The 16,233-nt window shown below is 66.0% G+C and carries 15 protein-coding genes; 9 read left to right on the forward strand and 6 right to left on the reverse strand.

The genetic code is table 11. The annotated features are described in order from the left end of the window. Positions 1-71: 71 nt before the first annotated feature. On the reverse strand, positions 72-1,088 hold the full coding sequence (locus QX070_RS14105; RefSeq protein WP_315737612.1) for a zinc-binding alcohol dehydrogenase family protein: 1,017 nt from the start codon (positions 1,086-1,088) through the stop codon (positions 72-74). A 117-nt stretch (positions 1,089-1,205) separates the two neighbouring features. Between QX070_RS14105 and QX070_RS14110 the strand changes: the two genes are divergently transcribed. The 4 genes from QX070_RS14110 (at position 1,206) to QX070_RS14125 (ending at position 5,930) form a co-directional block, all read left to right on the forward strand. Then, positions 1,206-1,583 (forward strand): helix-turn-helix domain-containing protein, encoded by a 378-nt coding sequence (locus QX070_RS14110; RefSeq protein ID WP_315737613.1) that lies wholly within the window; start codon positions 1,206-1,208, stop codon positions 1,581-1,583. Positions 1,584-1,642: 59 nt separating this feature from the next. Then, the gene (locus tag QX070_RS14115) at positions 1,643-3,037 is read left to right on the forward strand and encodes a DegQ family serine endoprotease (RefSeq protein WP_315737614.1); all 1,395 of its coding nucleotides are present in this window, start codon (positions 1,643-1,645) and stop codon (positions 3,035-3,037) included. Then, positions 3,034-4,368 (forward strand): replication-associated recombination protein A, encoded by a 1,335-nt coding sequence (locus QX070_RS14120; RefSeq protein WP_315737615.1) that lies wholly within the window; start codon positions 3,034-3,036, stop codon positions 4,366-4,368. Before QX070_RS14115 ends, QX070_RS14120 begins: the two co-directional genes overlap by 4 nt. A 467-nt stretch (positions 4,369-4,835) precedes the next feature. Then, positions 4,836-5,930 (forward strand): hypothetical protein, encoded by a 1,095-nt coding sequence (locus tag QX070_RS14125; protein ID WP_315737616.1) that lies wholly within the window; start codon positions 4,836-4,838, stop codon positions 5,928-5,930. A 133-nt stretch (positions 5,931-6,063) separates the two neighbouring features. On the opposite strand, the gene QX070_RS14130 is transcribed toward QX070_RS14125, so the two are convergent. Continuing rightward, positions 6,064-7,011: an alpha/beta hydrolase gene (locus QX070_RS14130; RefSeq protein WP_315737617.1), complete on the reverse strand. Its 948-nt coding sequence runs from the start codon at positions 7,009-7,011 to the stop codon at positions 6,064-6,066. A 106-nt stretch (positions 7,012-7,117) separates the two neighbouring features. Here QX070_RS14130 and QX070_RS14135 point away from each other — a divergent pair, with 106 nt between their 5' ends. Further along, positions 7,118-8,506 carry an RluA family pseudouridine synthase gene (locus QX070_RS14135; RefSeq protein WP_315737618.1) on the forward strand — a complete coding sequence of 463 codons (1,389 nt, stop codon included), beginning with the start codon at positions 7,118-7,120 and terminating at the stop codon, positions 8,504-8,506. Between the two features lie 19 nt (positions 8,507-8,525). On the opposite strand, the gene QX070_RS14140 is transcribed toward QX070_RS14135, so the two are convergent. Beyond that, complete coding sequence (locus QX070_RS14140; RefSeq protein ID WP_315737619.1) at positions 8,526-8,966, reverse strand: hypothetical protein; 441 nt, start codon at positions 8,964-8,966, stop codon at positions 8,526-8,528. 89 nt (positions 8,967-9,055) lie between these two features. Between QX070_RS14140 and QX070_RS14145 the strand changes: the two genes are divergently transcribed. From QX070_RS14145 to blaOXA, 4 genes are all read left to right on the forward strand, one after another. Then, on the forward strand, positions 9,056-9,838 hold the full coding sequence (locus tag QX070_RS14145; protein ID WP_315737620.1) for an ATP12 family chaperone protein: 783 nt from the start codon (positions 9,056-9,058) through the stop codon (positions 9,836-9,838). Between the two features lie 61 nt (positions 9,839-9,899). Next, complete coding sequence (locus QX070_RS14150; protein ID WP_315737621.1) at positions 9,900-11,549, forward strand: flagellar hook-length control protein FliK; 1,650 nt, start codon at positions 9,900-9,902, stop codon at positions 11,547-11,549. Next, a complete protein-coding gene (locus QX070_RS14155) occupies positions 11,546-11,827 on the forward strand; it encodes an EscU/YscU/HrcU family type III secretion system export apparatus switch protein (protein WP_315714536.1) in 282 nt (93 codons plus the stop codon). The genes QX070_RS14150 and QX070_RS14155 overlap by 4 nt, the downstream gene beginning before the upstream one ends. Positions 11,828-11,906: 79 nt before the next feature. Continuing rightward, the gene (blaOXA, locus tag QX070_RS14160) at positions 11,907-12,725 is read left to right on the forward strand and encodes an OXA-1091 family oxacillin-hydrolyzing class D beta-lactamase (RefSeq protein WP_315737622.1); all 819 of its coding nucleotides are present in this window, start codon (positions 11,907-11,909) and stop codon (positions 12,723-12,725) included. A gap of 158 nt (positions 12,726-12,883) precedes the next feature. On the opposite strand, the gene QX070_RS14165 is transcribed toward blaOXA, so the two are convergent. From QX070_RS14165 to QX070_RS14175, 3 genes are all read right to left on the reverse strand, one after another. Next, positions 12,884-13,369, reverse strand: a complete 486-nt coding sequence (locus QX070_RS14165; RefSeq protein WP_315737623.1) for a hypothetical protein — start codon at positions 13,367-13,369, stop codon at positions 12,884-12,886. A 100-nt stretch (positions 13,370-13,469) separates the two neighbouring features. Beyond that, a complete protein-coding gene (locus QX070_RS14170; protein ID WP_409999169.1) occupies positions 13,470-14,492 on the reverse strand; it encodes a dienelactone hydrolase family protein in 1,023 nt (340 codons plus the stop codon). Between the two features lie 211 nt (positions 14,493-14,703). Beyond that, entirely contained in the window at positions 14,704-15,543 is an 840-nt protein-coding gene (locus tag QX070_RS14175; protein ID WP_315737625.1) for a DUF3883 domain-containing protein, read from the reverse strand. Positions 15,544-16,233 lie beyond the last annotated feature (690 nt).

The raw sequence follows: 16,233 nt of genomic DNA on the forward strand, positions 1-16,233 counted from the left end.
GGCACGGCGCCACCGCGATCTCGCGCGTGGAGAGACCGCGTGTGCGCCTTTGCCTACTGTTGGCCTGTTAGTTAGCTCCACCCCTCCAGCACGATCTTGCCGCGTGATTTGTTGCTCTCGATCAACGCATGCGCGCGCTTGAGGTTGGCGGCGTTGATGGTGCCGTAATTGTCGCCGAGGGTGGTGCGGATCACGCCCTTGTCGATCAGATCCGACACGTCGTTGAGCAGATTGTGCTGGGCGATCATGTCCGGGGTCGTGAACGAGGAGCGCGTGAACATCGATTCCCAGTGGATCGAGATCGCCTTGCCCTTGAAGGCGGCGAGCGAGAACTCGGCGGGATCGTCGATCAGGCCGAACTTGCCCTGCGGCGTCATGAAGTCGGCGATTGCCTTGTAGTGCTGGTCGCTGTGGGTGAGGCTCGCGATGAGCGCGACCGGCGGCAGCTTCAGCGCGTCGATCTGCTCTTTCATCGGCTTGCCATGATCGATCACGGCATGGGCGCCGAGCTTCAGGCACCAGTCGCGCGACTCCGGTCGCGTCGCCGTGGCGAGCACGGTCAGCCCGGTGAGCCGGCGCGCGAGCTGGATCAGGATCGAGCCGACGCCGCCGGCGGCGCCCGTGATCAGCAAAGTGCGGTCGTCGAGGCTCTTGCCGGGGATTGCGCCGAGCCGGTCGAACAAGAGCTCCCAGGCCGTGATCGAGGTCAGGGGCAGGGCGGCGGCTTCGGCGAACGACAGGCTCTTCGGCTTGCGGCCGACGATGCGCTCGTCGACCAGATGGAATTCGGCATTGGTGCCCTGGCGCAGGATCGAGCCGGCGTAGAACACCTCGTCACCGGGCTTGAACAGGCTCACGTCCGGGCCGATAGCCTCGACCACGCCAGCGGCGTCATAGCCCAGGATCTTGGTTTCGCCGGCGGGCGGTGCGGCGCGCTTGCGCACCTTGGTGTCGACCGGATTGACCGAGACCGCTTTCACGGCGACGCGGATGTCGCGTCCCTTCGGCTCGGGTTTGGCGGTCTCGAAATCGAACAGCGCGCGGTCCTCGGTGATGGGCAGCGACTGCTGGTATCCGACGGCCTTCATGAACAGCCTCCTGGTTGGCTTGGCAATAGGATCTGTTTGTCCTGCTGGCATCACTTCAGCAAGTACTGTAAAAATGGGGAACTAGTCCCCATTTGGATACTATTGGGCCAAAACGCGATGAAACGGAAGAATTTCACCCGCCGTCCCGGCTGCGCGGTCGAAGCCACGCTCGACCTGATCGACGGCAAGTGGAAGGGCGTGATCCTCTACCACCTGCAGGGTGGCAGCCAGCGCTTCGGCGAGCTGCGCCGGCTGATGCCCGGCATCACTCAGCGCATGTTGACCAAGCAGCTGCGGGCGCTCGAGGACGACGGGCTGGTCGTCCGCAAGGTCTATGCCGAGGTGCCGCCGCGCGTCGAATACAGCCTGTCCGAGGTCGGCGAGAGCCTGCGGCCGGTGATCGAGGTTCTCAGAAGCTGGGGCGAGCGGCACCAGGAACGGCTGTCCTGCGCACCCGTTGCGGAGACCATCAAAGCGCCGCATCAGACCGCCTGAGCTTGGCCGCACCCGCCGTTCCGCCTATATCGAAGTCCTCATTGTCCGGGATTCTTTGCATGACGTTGATTCGCACTTCCGTGGTCCTGCTGCTGTCCCTGCTGGCCGCGTCTTCCGTCGCGGCGCAGGACCGGCGCGTGCCGCAGTCCCAGGCCGAGCTGCGGCTGTCCTATGCGCCGATCGTGCAGCGCGTGCAGCCGGCGGTCGTCAACGTCTACGCCGCCAAGGTGGTGCAGAACCGCAATCCCTTCCTCGACGATCCGGTGTTCCGCCGCTTCTTCGGCCTGCAGGGCGGACCGCAGGAGCAGATGCAGCGCTCGCTCGGCTCGGGCGTGATGATCGATCAGTCGGGTCTCGTCGTCACCAACGTGCACGTCATCGAGGGCGCCGACGAGGTGAAGGTGTCGCTGGCCGACAAGCGCGAGTTCGAGGCCGAGATCGTGCTGAAGGACAGCCGCACCGATCTCGCCGTGCTGAAATTGAAGGGAACGCGCGAGTCGTTCGTCACGCTCGACCTCGCCAACTCCGACGATCTCCTGGTCGGTGACATCGTGCTGGCGATCGGCAATCCGTTCGGCGTCGGTCAGACCGTGACCCACGGCATCGTCTCGGCGCTGGCGCGCACCCAGGTCGGCATCACCGACTATCAGTTCTTCATCCAGACTGACGCCGCGATCAATCCCGGCAATTCCGGCGGTGCGCTGGTCGACATCAACGGCCGTCTGGTCGGCATCAACACCGCGATCTATTCCAAGTCCGGCGGCTCGCAGGGCATCGGCTTCGCGATCCCCGCCAACATGGTGCGCGTCGTCGTGGCCTCCGCCAAGAGCGGCGGCAAGGCGGTGAAGCGGCCGTGGCTCGGCGCGCGGCTGCAGGCGGTGACGCCGGAGATCGCGGAAAGCCTCGGCCTGCGCTCGCCGACCGGCGCGCTGGTGGCGTCGGTGGTGGCCAACAGCCCGGCGGCGAAGGCCGGCATCAAGTCGTCCGACCTGATCGTGTCGATCGACGGCCAGACCGTCGACGATCCCAACGCGTTCGACTATCGCTTCGCCACGCGTCCGCTCGGCGGCACCGCGCAGATCGAGGTGCAGCGCGGCGGCAAGCCGGTGAAGGTGGCGGTCGCGCTGGAAACGGCGCCCGATACCGGGCGCAACGAGATGGTCATCAACGGCCGCTCGCCGTTCCAGGGGGCCAAGGTCGCCAACATCTCGCCGGCGGTCGCCGACGAGCTGCATCTCGATGCCGACACCGAGGGCGTCGTCATTCTCGAGCCGGGTGACGGCACCACCGCGGCCAATGTCGGCTTCCAGAAGGGCGACGTCATCATGGCGGTCAACAATCAGAAGATCGCCAAGACTGCGGATCTCGACAAGGCGTCGCGCGAGGCCGCGCGCATCTGGCGCATCACCGTGCTGCGCGGCGGCCAGCAGATCAACGTCACGCTCGGCGGATGAGTCCGAAGCGCCCCCAGCAGGGAGGCCCGAGCCTCTTCGCCGCGGCGGGGATGGAGCACGATGCGCCGCGGCCGTTGCCGGAGCGCCTCAGGCCCCACAAGCTGTCTGATGTCGTCGGACAGGATCACATCCTGGGACCGGACGGCGCGCTGACGCGCATGCTGGAGACGCGCACGCTCGGCTCGCTGATCTTCTGGGGCCCGCCCGGCACCGGCAAGACCACGGTGGCGCGGCTCCTGGCTGACGCCACCGAGCTGCATTTCGAGCAGATCTCGGCGGTGTTCTCCGGTGTCGCCGACCTGAAGAAGGTGTTCGACGCGGCGCGCGCCCGCCGCGAGACCGGGCAGGGCACGCTTCTCTTCGTCGACGAGGTGCACAGGTTCAATCGCGCCCAGCAGGATTCCTTCCTGCCGGTGATGGAGGACGGCACCGTCGTGCTGGTCGGCGCCACCACGGAGAACCCGTCCTTCGAGCTCAATGCCGCTCTGTTGTCGCGTTCGCGCGTGCTGGTGTTCCACTCGCTCGACGCCGCTGCGATCGAGCGGCTCTACAGCAACGCCGAAGCGGTCGAGGGCCGCAAGCTGCCGCTCGACGACGAGGCGCGCGCCGTGCTGATCCGCATGGCCGACGGCGACGGCCGCGCCGCGCTGACGCTCGCCGAGGAAGTCTGGCGCTCGGCGCGCAAGGACGAGATCTTCAACGCGGTGCAACTGCAGGAGATCCTGCAGCGCCGCGCGCCGATCTACGACAAGTCGGCCGACGGCCACTACAACCTGATCTCGGCGCTGCATAAGGCGGTGCGCGGCTCCGATCCCGACGCGGCGCTGTACTATTTCGCACGCATGCTCGACGCCGGCGAGGACCCGCTGTTCCTGGCGCGCCGCATCGTGCGCATGGCGGTGGAGGACATCGGTCTGGCCGATCCGCAGGCGCTGGTCATCGCCAACGCCGCCAAGGACGCCTATGATTTCCTGGGCTCGCCCGAGGGCGAGCTCGCGATCGCGCAGGCCGTGATCTATGTCGCGACCGCGCCGAAATCCAACGCCGCCTACAAGGCCTTCGGCGCCGCCAAGCGGGTGGCGAAGGAGGGCGGCTCGCTGCTGCCGCCGAAGCACATCCTCAACGCGCCGACCAAGCTGATGCAGGGCGAAGGCTACGGCGCCGGCTACCAGTACGACCACGACGCGCCCGACGCGTTTTCGGGGCAGGACTACTTCCCCGACGCCCTCGGTCGCCAGCAGTTCTACGATCCCCCGGAGCGCGGCTTCGAGCGCGAGATCAGGAAGCGGCTCGATTACTGGGCGAAGCTGCGGAAGGAGCGGGGCGGTTGAATAGCGCCTCGTTCCAGAGGCGTTGATCGTTGCTCCGCCGGACTACGTTGATTTTACCGTCCAGCAAGAAAATCAGACTGGTACCGCGGCCCATCTTCTAGCTTCCGCCAACTTGCGCAGTGCAGCAAGCCTGCCGTTGGGTGCAGCGGTCGCGATGCGGCCTTCGGTTAAGCAGTCGGGATCGATCTCGGACTTCGCTTGACACCTTCATCGACTCTGGCGACTACTTTTGAAATCCCGAGACCGATTTTTGCGTCGCGCGTCCAGCTCATCTTTCTCGTTGGCCCAACAAGTGCGTTGTCGGTAAGTGTTGTGAAGGCGGGGCTGCAGTTCGACAGCAGCCCTAGTTGTTGTGAGACCCTGTCCGGTCGCAACTCATTTTCGGAGCTGGACAAAGCGATTCTTTAAGGGCAGCTTCCTCTCATTAGGAAAGCTTTTTTTACAATTCATACCCGCAGGAGCGAGCCATGATATTCAAGCTGGGAGCGGTCGCATCCACTGTAAGCCTTGTGATTTTCGGTGCTGGAAGTGCAGCGGCTGCGTCCTTGTCGGAGTGCAACGCAGCACTGATCGTCTCTACCTACAACAAAATAGATGCTTCCAAGTCCGATTGGCGAATGGCGACGTTCGTAGACAAGGAGGCTTATAACAAGATCAAGGAATCGGCCGGTGCATCTGCTGTCATATACGGAGTGCCGGTGGGCGCAAATTACGACCAGTTCCGTGAGAGTATCGACCGCTACAAGACAAGCACGACGGAGAGTTTTTCGCAGGAGCAATTCCACAACATCTCTTGGACAGGCCTCGGGGCCGAGGCGGCGGATGCTTACAAGGAATGTATCAGGCAGAAGAGTCGAGGCTTGTACATTGTTCCCGACAAGGCAACCGATTCCGACCTGTCGTTCCGTGTAGTTTACGGCGTGGTTGGCGGCAGTCCCAACCCGCTTCCTGTGAAATGGATGGGTGCCGCGGCGAAGGACGCCTCCCTGCCGGGAACGGTGAGTGCCGGTGAAAAAATTATCGTCATCGACAGACCGGCCAAGTCCTCCATGCTGGCGCTCAACGACGATGCAAACGCCGGTTTTTCCGATTCGCTGATTCTGACGCCTTTGCCGCCTCCGATTCCTCCGGAGCAAAAATTCGCCAACCGGTGTGTTATTACACAGACCGATGACCCCGGACCCGTGACTAGAGGCAATTCGTTCTCATGGACTTGCGACAGGTTGAGGGCTGGCACCTACGCAGTTTCGTTGAGCGTTGTGCCCAGTGCGGCACGACCGGTCCGCTTAAACTGGCATTCGCAGATCAAATTCATTGGAGACAAGGAGACCGAGGTCTTCGATCTTGCCAAGTCTTCTGGCGGCACCATCGATACTGTGAATGCCGGCATCGGAACAAGCTTCCAGAGCAACGGTAACAACATCACCGTTAAACAGTCGGGGGCGCTTCCTGTAATCAGCGTCTTCATAGATAATACCTGGTGGCACATGGACTTTGCCAACCAGTCCAACGACCCAATCAACATTCCAAAGAATGTCAGCATATCGGTGATCGGAAAATAGACGCAAGCGCTGCAGCGGAAATGCAGTCTCTCCAATTGCACGCGCAGCGCTAGGGCCGGAGGACGCGCCCGACGACCCGGCGCGTCCTAGGTTGAGAGAGCTGCCGTCGTTGCGGTGACAGCAGAACGTTAGTTTACTTCCCGCTCTGCACGAACTCCACGATCTCCCGCGTCAGCCGGTCGTCCTCGGTGTTGATGGAGTAGACCTCCGACATGTGACTATGCTGCGGCAGCATCACCGCGCGCGCACAGCCCGCAGGCCGTTTGCAGGCGGCCTGCTTCAAGAGGTCGAACTGCTCGACGAAGCGCGGCGGGTCGAGCTCGACGGAGGCGATCATAAGCGGCAGGCTCGAGGCCTGCAGGCCTGATAGCGACGAGCGCTCCTTGAAGCGCGAGGGATCGGTGCCGAAATAGGCCATCTCCTGGTCGCCGAGCGGCGTCGCGGTGAGGTCGTAGACGCCCGAGGCCATGATCGCGCCCGCAAGGCCGCCACCGGCGACCTTGTGGAATTCGGGATGCGCCACATAGGTCGCGACGTGCACCGCGCCGGCCGAATGGCCCATCAGATAGATGCGCGCGGGATCGCCGCCGTTCTCGGCGGCGTGGGCGGCCACCCATTGCACCGCGCTGGCGACGTCCTCGACGCCGGCGGGCCAGGGGAATTTCGGCGCCAGGCGGTAGGTGATGTTGATGCCGACGAAGCCGTGCTTGGTGGCCCATAGCATGATGTTGTCGTAGAACGGGCCGTCCGGCGTGGTGCGCTTGTTGCCGCCGATGAAGGCGCCGCCATGCACGAAGATCAGGATCGGGCGGGGCGCGGCGGCGCTGTCCGGCGTGAAGACGTCGAGCAGATTGCGCTCGGCCGTGCCGTATCTCACATCGCGCTGAACCTTGACGCCGATGTAGGGTTCCCTGGCCTGCAGCGGCGCGTAGATCGCGGCGGTCTTCGGCGGGTCGATGGCCCGGCCGATCTCGATCAGCTTCCAGGCAATGTCGTCGGGCATCGGGCTTTGTTGAGCTTGCGCGGCACCCAGCGTCAGCGCGGTCGCTACGATGGTCAGGGCCACTTTCGTCAGCGTCATTCAATTCGCTCCGATCACGTCCGATTTCGCGGGGCAACGCCTCGCCGGGCCGATTTATCCCGATTTCGCCGTGACTGGCAGTGGCTTTTGAGATACGCAACCTGCCATGAGCCGCCGCATCAAGCGAACCCAGAGCAAATCCGACCGTCCCGCCGACCGCCGCAAGGGCGAGCGGCCGAAGGCCGAGGCTGCGCGCAGCGCAGGCGCACCAGCCAAGCGCGAGCCATCCAAGCGTCCGGATGGCGAGCGGCCGCGGCGCGACCGTTTTGCCGGCGAGCGCGAGGCGGCACCGCGTAGCGAGTTTGGTCGGGGCAAGGGCGATCGCGTCCGCGCCCCGCGCGCCGAGCGCGAGGATCGTCGCGACGCGTTCGAGTCGCGCGAGCGGCCGCCGGCCAAGCGCGCCAGTGCCGGCAAGCCCGTGCGCTTTGGCGCCGAGCGGGCCGAGCGCAAGCCGGTCGCCGCACCGCCGCCGAAGAAGCCCGAGCCCGAGACGCCGGTGCTGCCGACCAAGGTGCAGACCGTCGTCGTCACCGCCGACGAGAACGGCATGCGCGTCGACCGCTTCCTCGAAGCGCGCTTCCCCGGCCTGTCGTTCTCCCACATCCAGCGCATCGTCCGCAAAGGCGAGCTGCGGGTGAACGGCAAGCGCGCTGATAGCAAGGATCGTCTGGAGGAAGGCCAGAGCGTGCGCATTCCGCCGCTCAAGCTCGATGCGCCCAGGGAGCGCGCCGGCCTCACCGAGGGCGAGCGCAAGACGCTCGAAAGCCTGAAGGCGATGACCTTGTATGAGGATGACGACGTGCTCGTCCTCAACAAGCCCGCGGGGCTTGCGGTGCAGGGCGGCTCCGGCATGACCCGCCACATCGACCAGATGCTGGAGGTGATGCGCGACGCCAAGGGTCAGAAGCCGCGGCTCGTGCACCGCATCGATCGCGAGACCTCCGGCTGCCTCCTGATCGCCAAGACCCGCTTCGCCGCCACGCATCTGACCGGCGCCTTCCGCAGCCGCTCAGCGCGCAAGATCTACTGGGCCCTAGTGGCCGGCGTGCCGAAGCCGAAGCAGGGCCGCATCTCGACCTATCTCGCCAAGGAGGAGAGCGAGGAGGATACCATCATGCGCGTCGCAGCGCATGGCGACGAGGGCGCCAGCCACGCGGTGACCTACTACGCCGTGGTCGAGGCCTCGGCCAACAAGCTCGCCTGGGTGTCCTTGAAGCCGGTCACGGGGCGCACCCATCAGTTGCGCGCGCACATGGCCCATATCGGCCACCCCATCGTCGGCGATCCCAAATATTTCAACATCGAGAACTGGGCGCTGCCCGGCGGCCTGCAGAACCGGCTGCATCTGCTGGCGCGCCGCATCGTCATCCCGCATCCGCGCGGCGGCGTCATCGATGCCACCGCACCGCTGCCGCCGCACATGCTGCAGTCGTGGAATCTGCTCGGGCTCGAGCACGACCGCTTCGACCCGATCGAGAACGCGCCGGAGGAGTGAGCGGCATCTACGCAGCCGCTCAGTTCCGGAATTGCTCCAGGAACAGCCGCAGTGAATCGTGCGGCGTCTCGACGTCCAGGATGACCCAGCCGTCCGGTCCCTTGACGACGATGAAGTTCAGGGTGATGCGGCGGCCTTGATTGTCGAAGCTGGCGGCGACATAGGTCTTGTCGAACTGCTTGCGCAGGATCGAGATCGCGACCGGGCCGAGCTTCCAGCGTGGGCTCTGCACCAGGAAGTCGTAGGGCTCGCGCCGCGGGGCGGTCCAGGCTTTCGCCAGGCTCGGATCGAAGAACTGCCGGGCGACCTCGGCCGTCCGCGGCAGCCCGGCGGAGAGTTCCGGCACGCCTTGGCCGTAATGGGCATAGACATTGCGGACCAGCGATTCCGGGGTGCGGAAGCCGGCCGCGGCCGGGGCGGCACTGCCGATCAGGACGAGGGCGGACAGCAGGGCACGCATCGGCAGCTCGCATTTCGGGCGGACAGGGCTTATCTAGCGCGAAAACGACGGATCCCTTGTGATCATCCCGCGAGAGGGCTGGAATTCTGATGCGTGAACTGTTTGACGACGTCGTCGGCCGGTCGCCGCTCGATCCGCAGGAATCGGCGCGCCAGGCGATGCGGACGCCGCTGCGCAAGCGCTTCTACAAGGAGGCCGGGACCGCCGCCGCCGAGGGCGGCTTCAACGTGACCCTTGACGGTCGGCCGATCCGCACGCCGTCGGGGCGCGTTGTCATCGTTCCCGCCGGGGAGCTGGCGGAGGCGGTGGCCGCCGAGTGGCAGGCCCAGGGCGACAGCATCGATCCCGCCACGATGCCGCTGACGCGGTTCGCCAACAGCGTCGTGCAGTCAGTGGTCGATCGCACCGACGACGTGCGCGAGGACATCGCCAAATATCTCCAGTCCGACCTGTTGTTCTACCGCGCCGGCCACCCCGAGGGGCTGGTCGCGCGCGAGGCCGAGCATTGGGACCCGGTGCTGGACTGGGCGCGCGACAGTCTGGGCGCGCATTTCATCCTGTCTGAAGGCATCATGCATGTGACCCAGCCGGGCGCCGCGGTGCAGGCGGCGCGCGGTGCGCTGCCGACGGGCCCGTGGACGGTGGCGGCGGCGCATGTCGTCACCACACTGACCGGCTCGGCGCTGCTGGCGCTGGCGCTGGTGCATGGGGTGCGCGACCCCGGCCAGGTCTGGGCGGCGGCCCATGTCGACGAGGACTGGAACGTCGCGCAATGGGGGGCCGACGAGGAGGCGATGAGCCGCCGCGCCGCCAAGCAGATCGACTATGAGGCCGCCGTCCGCATCCTCCGGGCGGTCGACGCCGCCCTCTGAGGCCGGTTAACGCCGGGTTTAGGGGCACCCGCTAGGCTCTGCGCGTAACCCGAGTACGCGCATGGTCCAGAGTGTCACCCCGTCGCCTTCCGTGAGCGCCGTCCGCGGCGTCGGCAGCTCGCCGGCCGGAACCGCGCCGCAGGCCGCGACCACGCTACAGGCCGGTGCGCTGCTCAGCGCCAGGGTGCAGCAGGTGCTCGCCGAGAACCTGGTCCAGGTCGCGATCGGAAACCTGTCGATGGAGCTCGCCAGCGAGCTGCCGCTGCAGGCCGGCCAGACCGTGCAGGTCGCAGTGTCGCAGACCGCGCAGGGGCTGCAGCTCGCCATCGTCGGCCAGGGCGGCAGCGCTGCCACTGGAACCAGTGGCACCCCGACGCCGGCGGCCACCGTCGTCGACGTCACCGGCCGGCTGGCGCCAACCTTGCCCCCGACGCCGGATCCGCTGACCGGGCTGGAGCGGCTCGCATTGTCGATCGCCAGCGAGGAGGCGGCGACCCGCCAGGGCAGCCAGGGCCAATTGTTCGCCGATCTCCAGGCCGTCGCCGACTCGCCCAATCTTCCGCCGGCGTTGCGCGCGGCCGTGGCCCAGGTGCTGGCGCAGCAGACCCAGCTATCGCCGGCGCTGACCGCGGAGGATGTGCAGAGCGCCGTGCGGCTTTCCGGCCTGTTTCTGGAATCCTCGCTCGCCAATGGCACCGCCGGCGCCGGCACGCCCGACCTGAAGGCGGCGCTGATCGTGCTGCGCCAGACGCTGGCGACGGTGCTGCAGACTGTCGATCCCGGCATGGCGGCCTCGACGTCGGCGTCGCCGGGAGGCTCCTACGCCTCGGTGCTGTCCGAGGCCGGCCGCGCCGCCGCCGCGCAACAACAGAGCACTGCACCCTCGCTGGTGCCCGACGTCGAGATCGAGCTGCCGCCCCAGCCCTGGGCAACGGCAATGGGGCGGCCCGACACCGTGTCTGCCGGCTTCACCGGCTCGGCGCTGATCGAGACCCTGACGGGCGCCAAGGCGCAGTCGCTCACGCCCGGCACGGTGCTGGCCGTGCTGCAGGAAGCGCAGCAGCAGATTCCGCGCGCCGCCGGCCTCGTTCCCGGACGCAACGCCAATGGCCGCGCCGAAATGGTCGTGCGCACCAACACGCCACCGCCGCCGTTCCGCGGGGCTGCGCCGATGCCGCAGGCCGTGGCGACGGCGACGCTCGGCCCGGATACGCCGCTGCCGGCGATCGCGCATCGCCTGCTCGACGAGGCCGACCAGGCGCTGTCGCGCCAGACCCTGCTGCAGGTCGCCTCGCTGCCGGATCGCCCGGACGCCTCGACCGCGCGCACCGATCCGGCGCTGCCGCGGTGGAATTTCGAGATTCCCTTCGCCACCCCGCAAGGGACCGCGATGGCACAGTTCGAGATCTCGCGTGACGGCGGCACGCAGTCGCCGGACGCGGCCAAGCGCGTCTGGCGGGCGCGCTTCTCGCTCGACGTCGAGCCGGCCGGCCCGGTGCATGCCATGATCAGCTTCAGCGCCGAGCGCACCTCCGTGCGGATGTGGGCCGAGCGTCCGGTCACCGCCGCGCGGTTGCGCGCCGGTCTCTCCGAACTCAGCCAGGCCCTCAGCCGCGCGGAGCTGTCGCCGGGCGATCTCGTGGTGCAGGACGGCGCGCCGCCGGCCGTGATGCCGCCCAAGGCCGGCCATTTCCTGGATCGCGCGCTATGAGCATCGAGGTGAAGGCCGCCAACAAGACCCAGCTCGCCGTCGCCTTGCACTATGACAAGGGCCAGGGCGCGCCGCGCGTCGTCGCCAAGGGCAAGGGCACGATCGGCGCCAAGATCATCGAGGTCGCCAAGGCGCACGACATCCCGATCGAGGAGAACGAGGTGCTCGCCGGCGCGCTCTCCAATGTTGAGCTCGGCGACGAGATCCCGGAGGAGCTCTACAAGGCCGTCGCCGAGGTGCTGGTGTTCGTGCTCAATCTGTCGCGTCCGATGCGCTAGCGCCGCATTTGTGATCTCCGTCATGCGTCGGTCGTCACCGCCGTGTGGTAGGGAGGGCGAACGACGACGGAGACTTGCGATGTCCATGATGAGCCGCCGCCATGCGCTTGCCCTGATGGCCGGCGCCAGCCTGTTGCCCGCGCGCTCGCTCGCGCATGTCGCCCCGCCGCGCAACGAGGTCCGTGGCGATCTCGTCAAGCGCTTCACCGACGAGGGCACCAAGGGCACGTTCCTGGCCTACAAGGTCGAGGACTATCTCATCATCGCCAGCGACACCGATCGCTCCGGCGAGGCGAAGCTGCCGGCCTCGACCTTCAAGGTCGCCAATTCGCTGATCGCGCTGGAGACCGGCGTCGTCGAGGATCCCGACAAGGACGTGTTCAAATGGGATGGCGTCACGAGATCGATCGAGGCCTGGAACAAGGATCACACCTTGCGCAGCGCGATCGCGGTCTCCGCCGTCCCGGTCTATCAGGAGATCGCGCGCCGGATCGGTCCTGAGCGCATGCAGAAATATCTCGAGGAGCTCGACTACGGCAATCACGATATCGGCGGCGGCATCGACCAGTTCTGGCTGACAGGCGCGCTTCGCATCGATCCCGTCGAGCAGGTCGACTTCATCGACCGCCTCAGGCGCGGCGCGCTGCCGGTGTCGAAGCGCAGCCAGGATCTGACCCGCGACATCATCCCGACCACCAAGGTCGGCGAGGCCGTGATCCATTTCAAGTCGGGGCTGCTGGGGAAGGAGCAGGGCGCGCTCGGCTGGATGGTCGGCTGGGTCGACAAGGGTGACCAGCCCACCGTGTTCGCGCTCAACATGGATTGCCCCGAGGAGCGCCATGTTGCGGACCGCATGACGCTGGCGCAAGCCTGCCTGAAGGACATCGGCGCGCTGTAGGTGATTGACAGTAGGGTGGGCAAAGGCGCGAGGCACATTCTTAGTCGCAGATGACGCCGTCGCGCGCCGTGCCCACCGTCTTGCCCGGCGCGGTGGGCACGGTGCTCGGAGCGACGCAAGCGTCGCTCCTGCGCGCCTTTGCCCACCCTACATTCTCGTCACCGCCGCGACAGCTCCAAATTGACGCCGGTGATCTCCGTGCCCGCCGGCCGGATCGACACCGTCTGCCGGCGTCCCTGCGTCGTCAGCGACAGCCCGGCCGAAAACGTCTGGCCGCGCGCCTGCGCCTCGATGCGGTTGCCGGCGGCGCGGCCCTCGATGGTGCCGGAGGCATTGTGGCTTGCCTCGCTCCATTGCCCCGAGATCTCGCCGCCGCGATAGGCGACGTCGCTGGAGAGATCGATGTTGTAGCTGTCGCTGGCGCAGCGGATGTTGAGCCGCAGTTGCTCGCCGGCGCCGCCGACGTCATAGGCCGCGCGGCAGCGCAGCCGCTCCTGGTTGCCGTCGGACATGCTGAGTACGCCGCCGCCGCTCCAGGAGCCTTCCAGCCCGCGGAACGGAGAGGCCGGCGCGGCATGGGCGGCGCCAGCCAGAGCAAGGGCAGTCAGCAAAGTGGGGATCGCAAGGCGAGAGGCGCGCATCATCGGGCTCCGTTTCATCGTCGAAAAGTGAGCGACAACGCAGGAACACCCGATGCGTTCGATCTGTCACCTCAAGAATTGATCCAAATCGTTCTATTTTTGCTCACGACAGTTTGAACAGCGTGCGCAGGAAGTCCGTTACCGCCTGGCGCGCGGCCTCGGCGGTGGCGGGATTGCCGCCGACATGCGGATCGAGCTCGACGCAGGCGTCCTGATAGGTGAAGGGCTGCTGCGTCTCGGCATTGATCAGCATCCCGCTGTCGCTCTCCTTGATGCGGCAGTTGCGCACGGTCTGCGCCTTCGGCGCGACGACGAGCATGTTGGCGCCGAGCAGGCCGAGGTCGAAGCCGTGTGGCGAGTCCGGATATTCGGTCAGCGCAACGTCGCGGCCCGCTGCCTTCAGCCGCTCGACATAGGCCTTGCAGGTCCGCACCGGATTGTAGTCGTCCGGTCCGCCGTGAAAGATCCGGATCGGCCGCGCCACCACATCGGTCTCACCGACATAGGTCGTCGAGCAGTCCGGATAGAACGGGATGTAGGCGGCAAATTGCAGCCCGGAATTGTTCCAGCGCTTGTGGAAACGCTCCAGGCTCGCATACAGCGCCGCCTGACCGCCGCGCGAAAATCCCATCAGCACGATGCGCTCGGGATCGACGCGCGGATGCTTCGCCAGCACGTCGAGCGAGCGATAGATGTCCATGATCAAATTGAGCCGGCCGAGCTGCGCCTGGTTGGTGCTGGTGGCGGTGATGCCGCGTCCGGTGAAGCCGTCGATCGCGAAGGTCGAGATCCCCATCGCATTGAAGGTGCGGCTCCACGCCGCGATGTTGCCGCCGACGCCGCCCGATCCATGCATCAGCACCACGACCGGCAGCCGGCCGCTGCCTTGCGCGACGCGCAGCTCGCCCACGACCGTGACCGGCTTGCCATTGTCGTCGCCGGACAGGAACTGCCGGTCGGACAATGTGAGCGAGGGGATCGGATACATCTCGATCCGGGCAGGCGTGTCCTTGGGGATGCCTTGGGCATGGGCGCGGCTGCAGAGGCTGAGACCGGCCGCGGTCAGCAGGATCGTGACGACGGTCGCTGCCGTCAGCCGCAGCGACCGTCGAGCGGCTCGAGGCAATGCGTCGGTAAGTCTGAAACGAGCGGGCGCATCAAGCGCCGACGGCGCGGCACTATTATGTCGCTCCATGACCGTCCTCCTGGCTCGCCGCTTGTTGCGGCTTGGCAACCAAGTAGAACGAGGGATCACGGAGCTGTCAAACGGCGTCATGACCTGCGAAGAGCGAGACTGGTGGACAACGCAGCGTGTGGTGCGCTGCGGGATTTGATCGCTACAGAAAGCTAGCCTGATAGCTCGTCGCCATCAACGAGACATGCGCTTCGAGGGGAGGTCGCAACTCGAAGGCTCGCGGATCTCGGGCGAAATTCCATAGTCGCACCAGGAGCCAGTCGTCGCGATACGCTTCGGCAATCGCGAGCTCATTTCGAGTGATGTGAAATGGCGTGCGTTCCCAGCCGTTCGTCGTCTTAACCTCGATGAGCCGTTCTCGACCGTCGGGTTCGAAGCTCCTGATGTCATAGCCCGCGCCGTCGCCATCGACGTCGGAAACCCATCGAATTTGGCGCGCGAGATCGGTCCGGCCTGCGGCCAGCAGAGTTGAGCGCTCATGGGCCAGAACGCGTTCTTCACCGGCGCGGCCGAGCGCGCGATTGCGCGCGTCCCGTGCCCCCACATCGTATTTTCTGGCAATCACCACCATCTGTTCGAGCTCTTCAGGGGGAGGCGCGTTGCTGTGTGTTGGAGGCGGTCCGATCCACAGTGGCGGAGGCTCCCCATAGCCTGATCCTAATGAGATCGCTGCCGCCCGCGTCGTTCGTGCGAGCCATTCCGGGTTGCGGTCCAGCCAGCGAGCTACGGCAACTTCGAGTGAGGACTGAAAATTGAAGGCGGGCCTGTAGCCAGCGATCCATTCTTCGCCGAGCCCCTTGAGTACGGCACTGATATTTCGATTCTTGTACTCGATCGAACCGTGTGTTCGGCCGGTCGATGCCTGCACGGCACGGTTACATTCGGCTTTGTTGTACGGTCTCCCCGCGACATCATCCGCGAGCATCGCGAAATAATCGGCGACAATGGCGTCGTTCTGCTCATCGGTCCAGGCGCCAGCCATAGATGCCCTTCGGCAGGATGTGAGGAGCCGCCTGCCTCACACGCAACCATAGCTTAAGGTGCCCGAGCTGGCCAGCAGGCTCAGCTTTGCTGGCGAATTCGATTATGGCGTGGAGAGGCGTCGTCATAGTTGTCCAGAAAGCGATGGACAGAAAGGAGGCCTCTGCCCGACGGGCAATCCTCGCATATCATCCATGCCCGAACTGCCCGTCGTGCCAGTTTGTCGCGGACTGATCACTTGCACCGTCGGGCAAATCACCTCCACATTTCCGCGCATCCCGGCCCGCCAAGAGGGACGTTTCGCGATCGTCACGAACGTCGGGCCGGGGATGCGGTGGGCGTGTCGGTCTGCAGCCTGGTCTCACGATCGGGCCGACGAACGGAGCGATGCGACGGCGAAATCGTGTGGTCCTGGCCTCCCGGTGCTGAGGCCAAGTCGGTGGGGATGATCCGCTGGCGACGGGGGCAATCAAGCCGGTCCCCGGGGAGATCACGTATAACGTGCGCCGTGGAAAGGCGCGGTTCTTGAGAGGGTGAAAGTCCCTTCCGGCAAATGTCGTTCCAGCCGGTAGCAATCGGAGCAGTCGGCGAGGTAACGACCCGGCTGAAGCCTCCGGTGGAGAGGGTCACGAGGTGACTTGGCGAGTGGGCGGGCTGTAACACGAGTGAACGTCGAGCAGGCCTCGAAAAG

This window comes from Bradyrhizobium sp. SZCCHNR1093, assembly GCF_032381175.1.
Lineage (GTDB): Bacteria > Pseudomonadota > Alphaproteobacteria > Rhizobiales > Xanthobacteraceae > Bradyrhizobium.

What these genes read in the sequence shown, in the direction of transcription:
- QX070_RS14105 (WP_315737612.1), bottom strand. Translation starts at nt 1,088, where the DNA reads ATGAAGGCCGTCGGATACCAGCAGTCGCTGCCCATCACCGAGGACCGC.
- QX070_RS14110 (WP_315737613.1), top strand. Translation starts at nt 1,206, where the DNA reads ATGAAACGGAAGAATTTCACCCGCCGTCCCGGCTGCGCGGTCGAAGCC.
- QX070_RS14115 (WP_315737614.1), top strand. Translation starts at nt 1,643, where the DNA reads ATGACGTTGATTCGCACTTCCGTGGTCCTGCTGCTGTCCCTGCTGGCC.
- QX070_RS14120 (WP_315737615.1), top strand. Translation starts at nt 3,034, where the DNA reads ATGAGTCCGAAGCGCCCCCAGCAGGGAGGCCCGAGCCTCTTCGCCGCG.
- QX070_RS14125 (WP_315737616.1), top strand. Translation starts at nt 4,836, where the DNA reads ATGATATTCAAGCTGGGAGCGGTCGCATCCACTGTAAGCCTTGTGATT.
- QX070_RS14130 (WP_315737617.1), bottom strand. Translation starts at nt 7,011, where the DNA reads ATGACGCTGACGAAAGTGGCCCTGACCATCGTAGCGACCGCGCTGACG.
- QX070_RS14135 (WP_315737618.1), top strand. Translation starts at nt 7,118, where the DNA reads ATGAGCCGCCGCATCAAGCGAACCCAGAGCAAATCCGACCGTCCCGCC.
- QX070_RS14140 (WP_315737619.1), bottom strand. Translation starts at nt 8,966, where the DNA reads ATGCGTGCCCTGCTGTCCGCCCTCGTCCTGATCGGCAGTGCCGCCCCG.
- QX070_RS14145 (WP_315737620.1), top strand. Translation starts at nt 9,056, where the DNA reads ATGCGTGAACTGTTTGACGACGTCGTCGGCCGGTCGCCGCTCGATCCG.
- QX070_RS14150 (WP_315737621.1), top strand. Translation starts at nt 9,900, where the DNA reads ATGGTCCAGAGTGTCACCCCGTCGCCTTCCGTGAGCGCCGTCCGCGGC.
- QX070_RS14155 (WP_315714536.1), top strand. Translation starts at nt 11,546, where the DNA reads ATGAGCATCGAGGTGAAGGCCGCCAACAAGACCCAGCTCGCCGTCGCC.
- blaOXA (WP_315737622.1), top strand. Translation starts at nt 11,907, where the DNA reads ATGTCCATGATGAGCCGCCGCCATGCGCTTGCCCTGATGGCCGGCGCC.
- QX070_RS14165 (WP_315737623.1), bottom strand. Translation starts at nt 13,369, where the DNA reads ATGATGCGCGCCTCTCGCCTTGCGATCCCCACTTTGCTGACTGCCCTT.
- QX070_RS14175 (WP_315737625.1), bottom strand. Translation starts at nt 15,543, where the DNA reads ATGGCTGGCGCCTGGACCGATGAGCAGAACGACGCCATTGTCGCCGAT.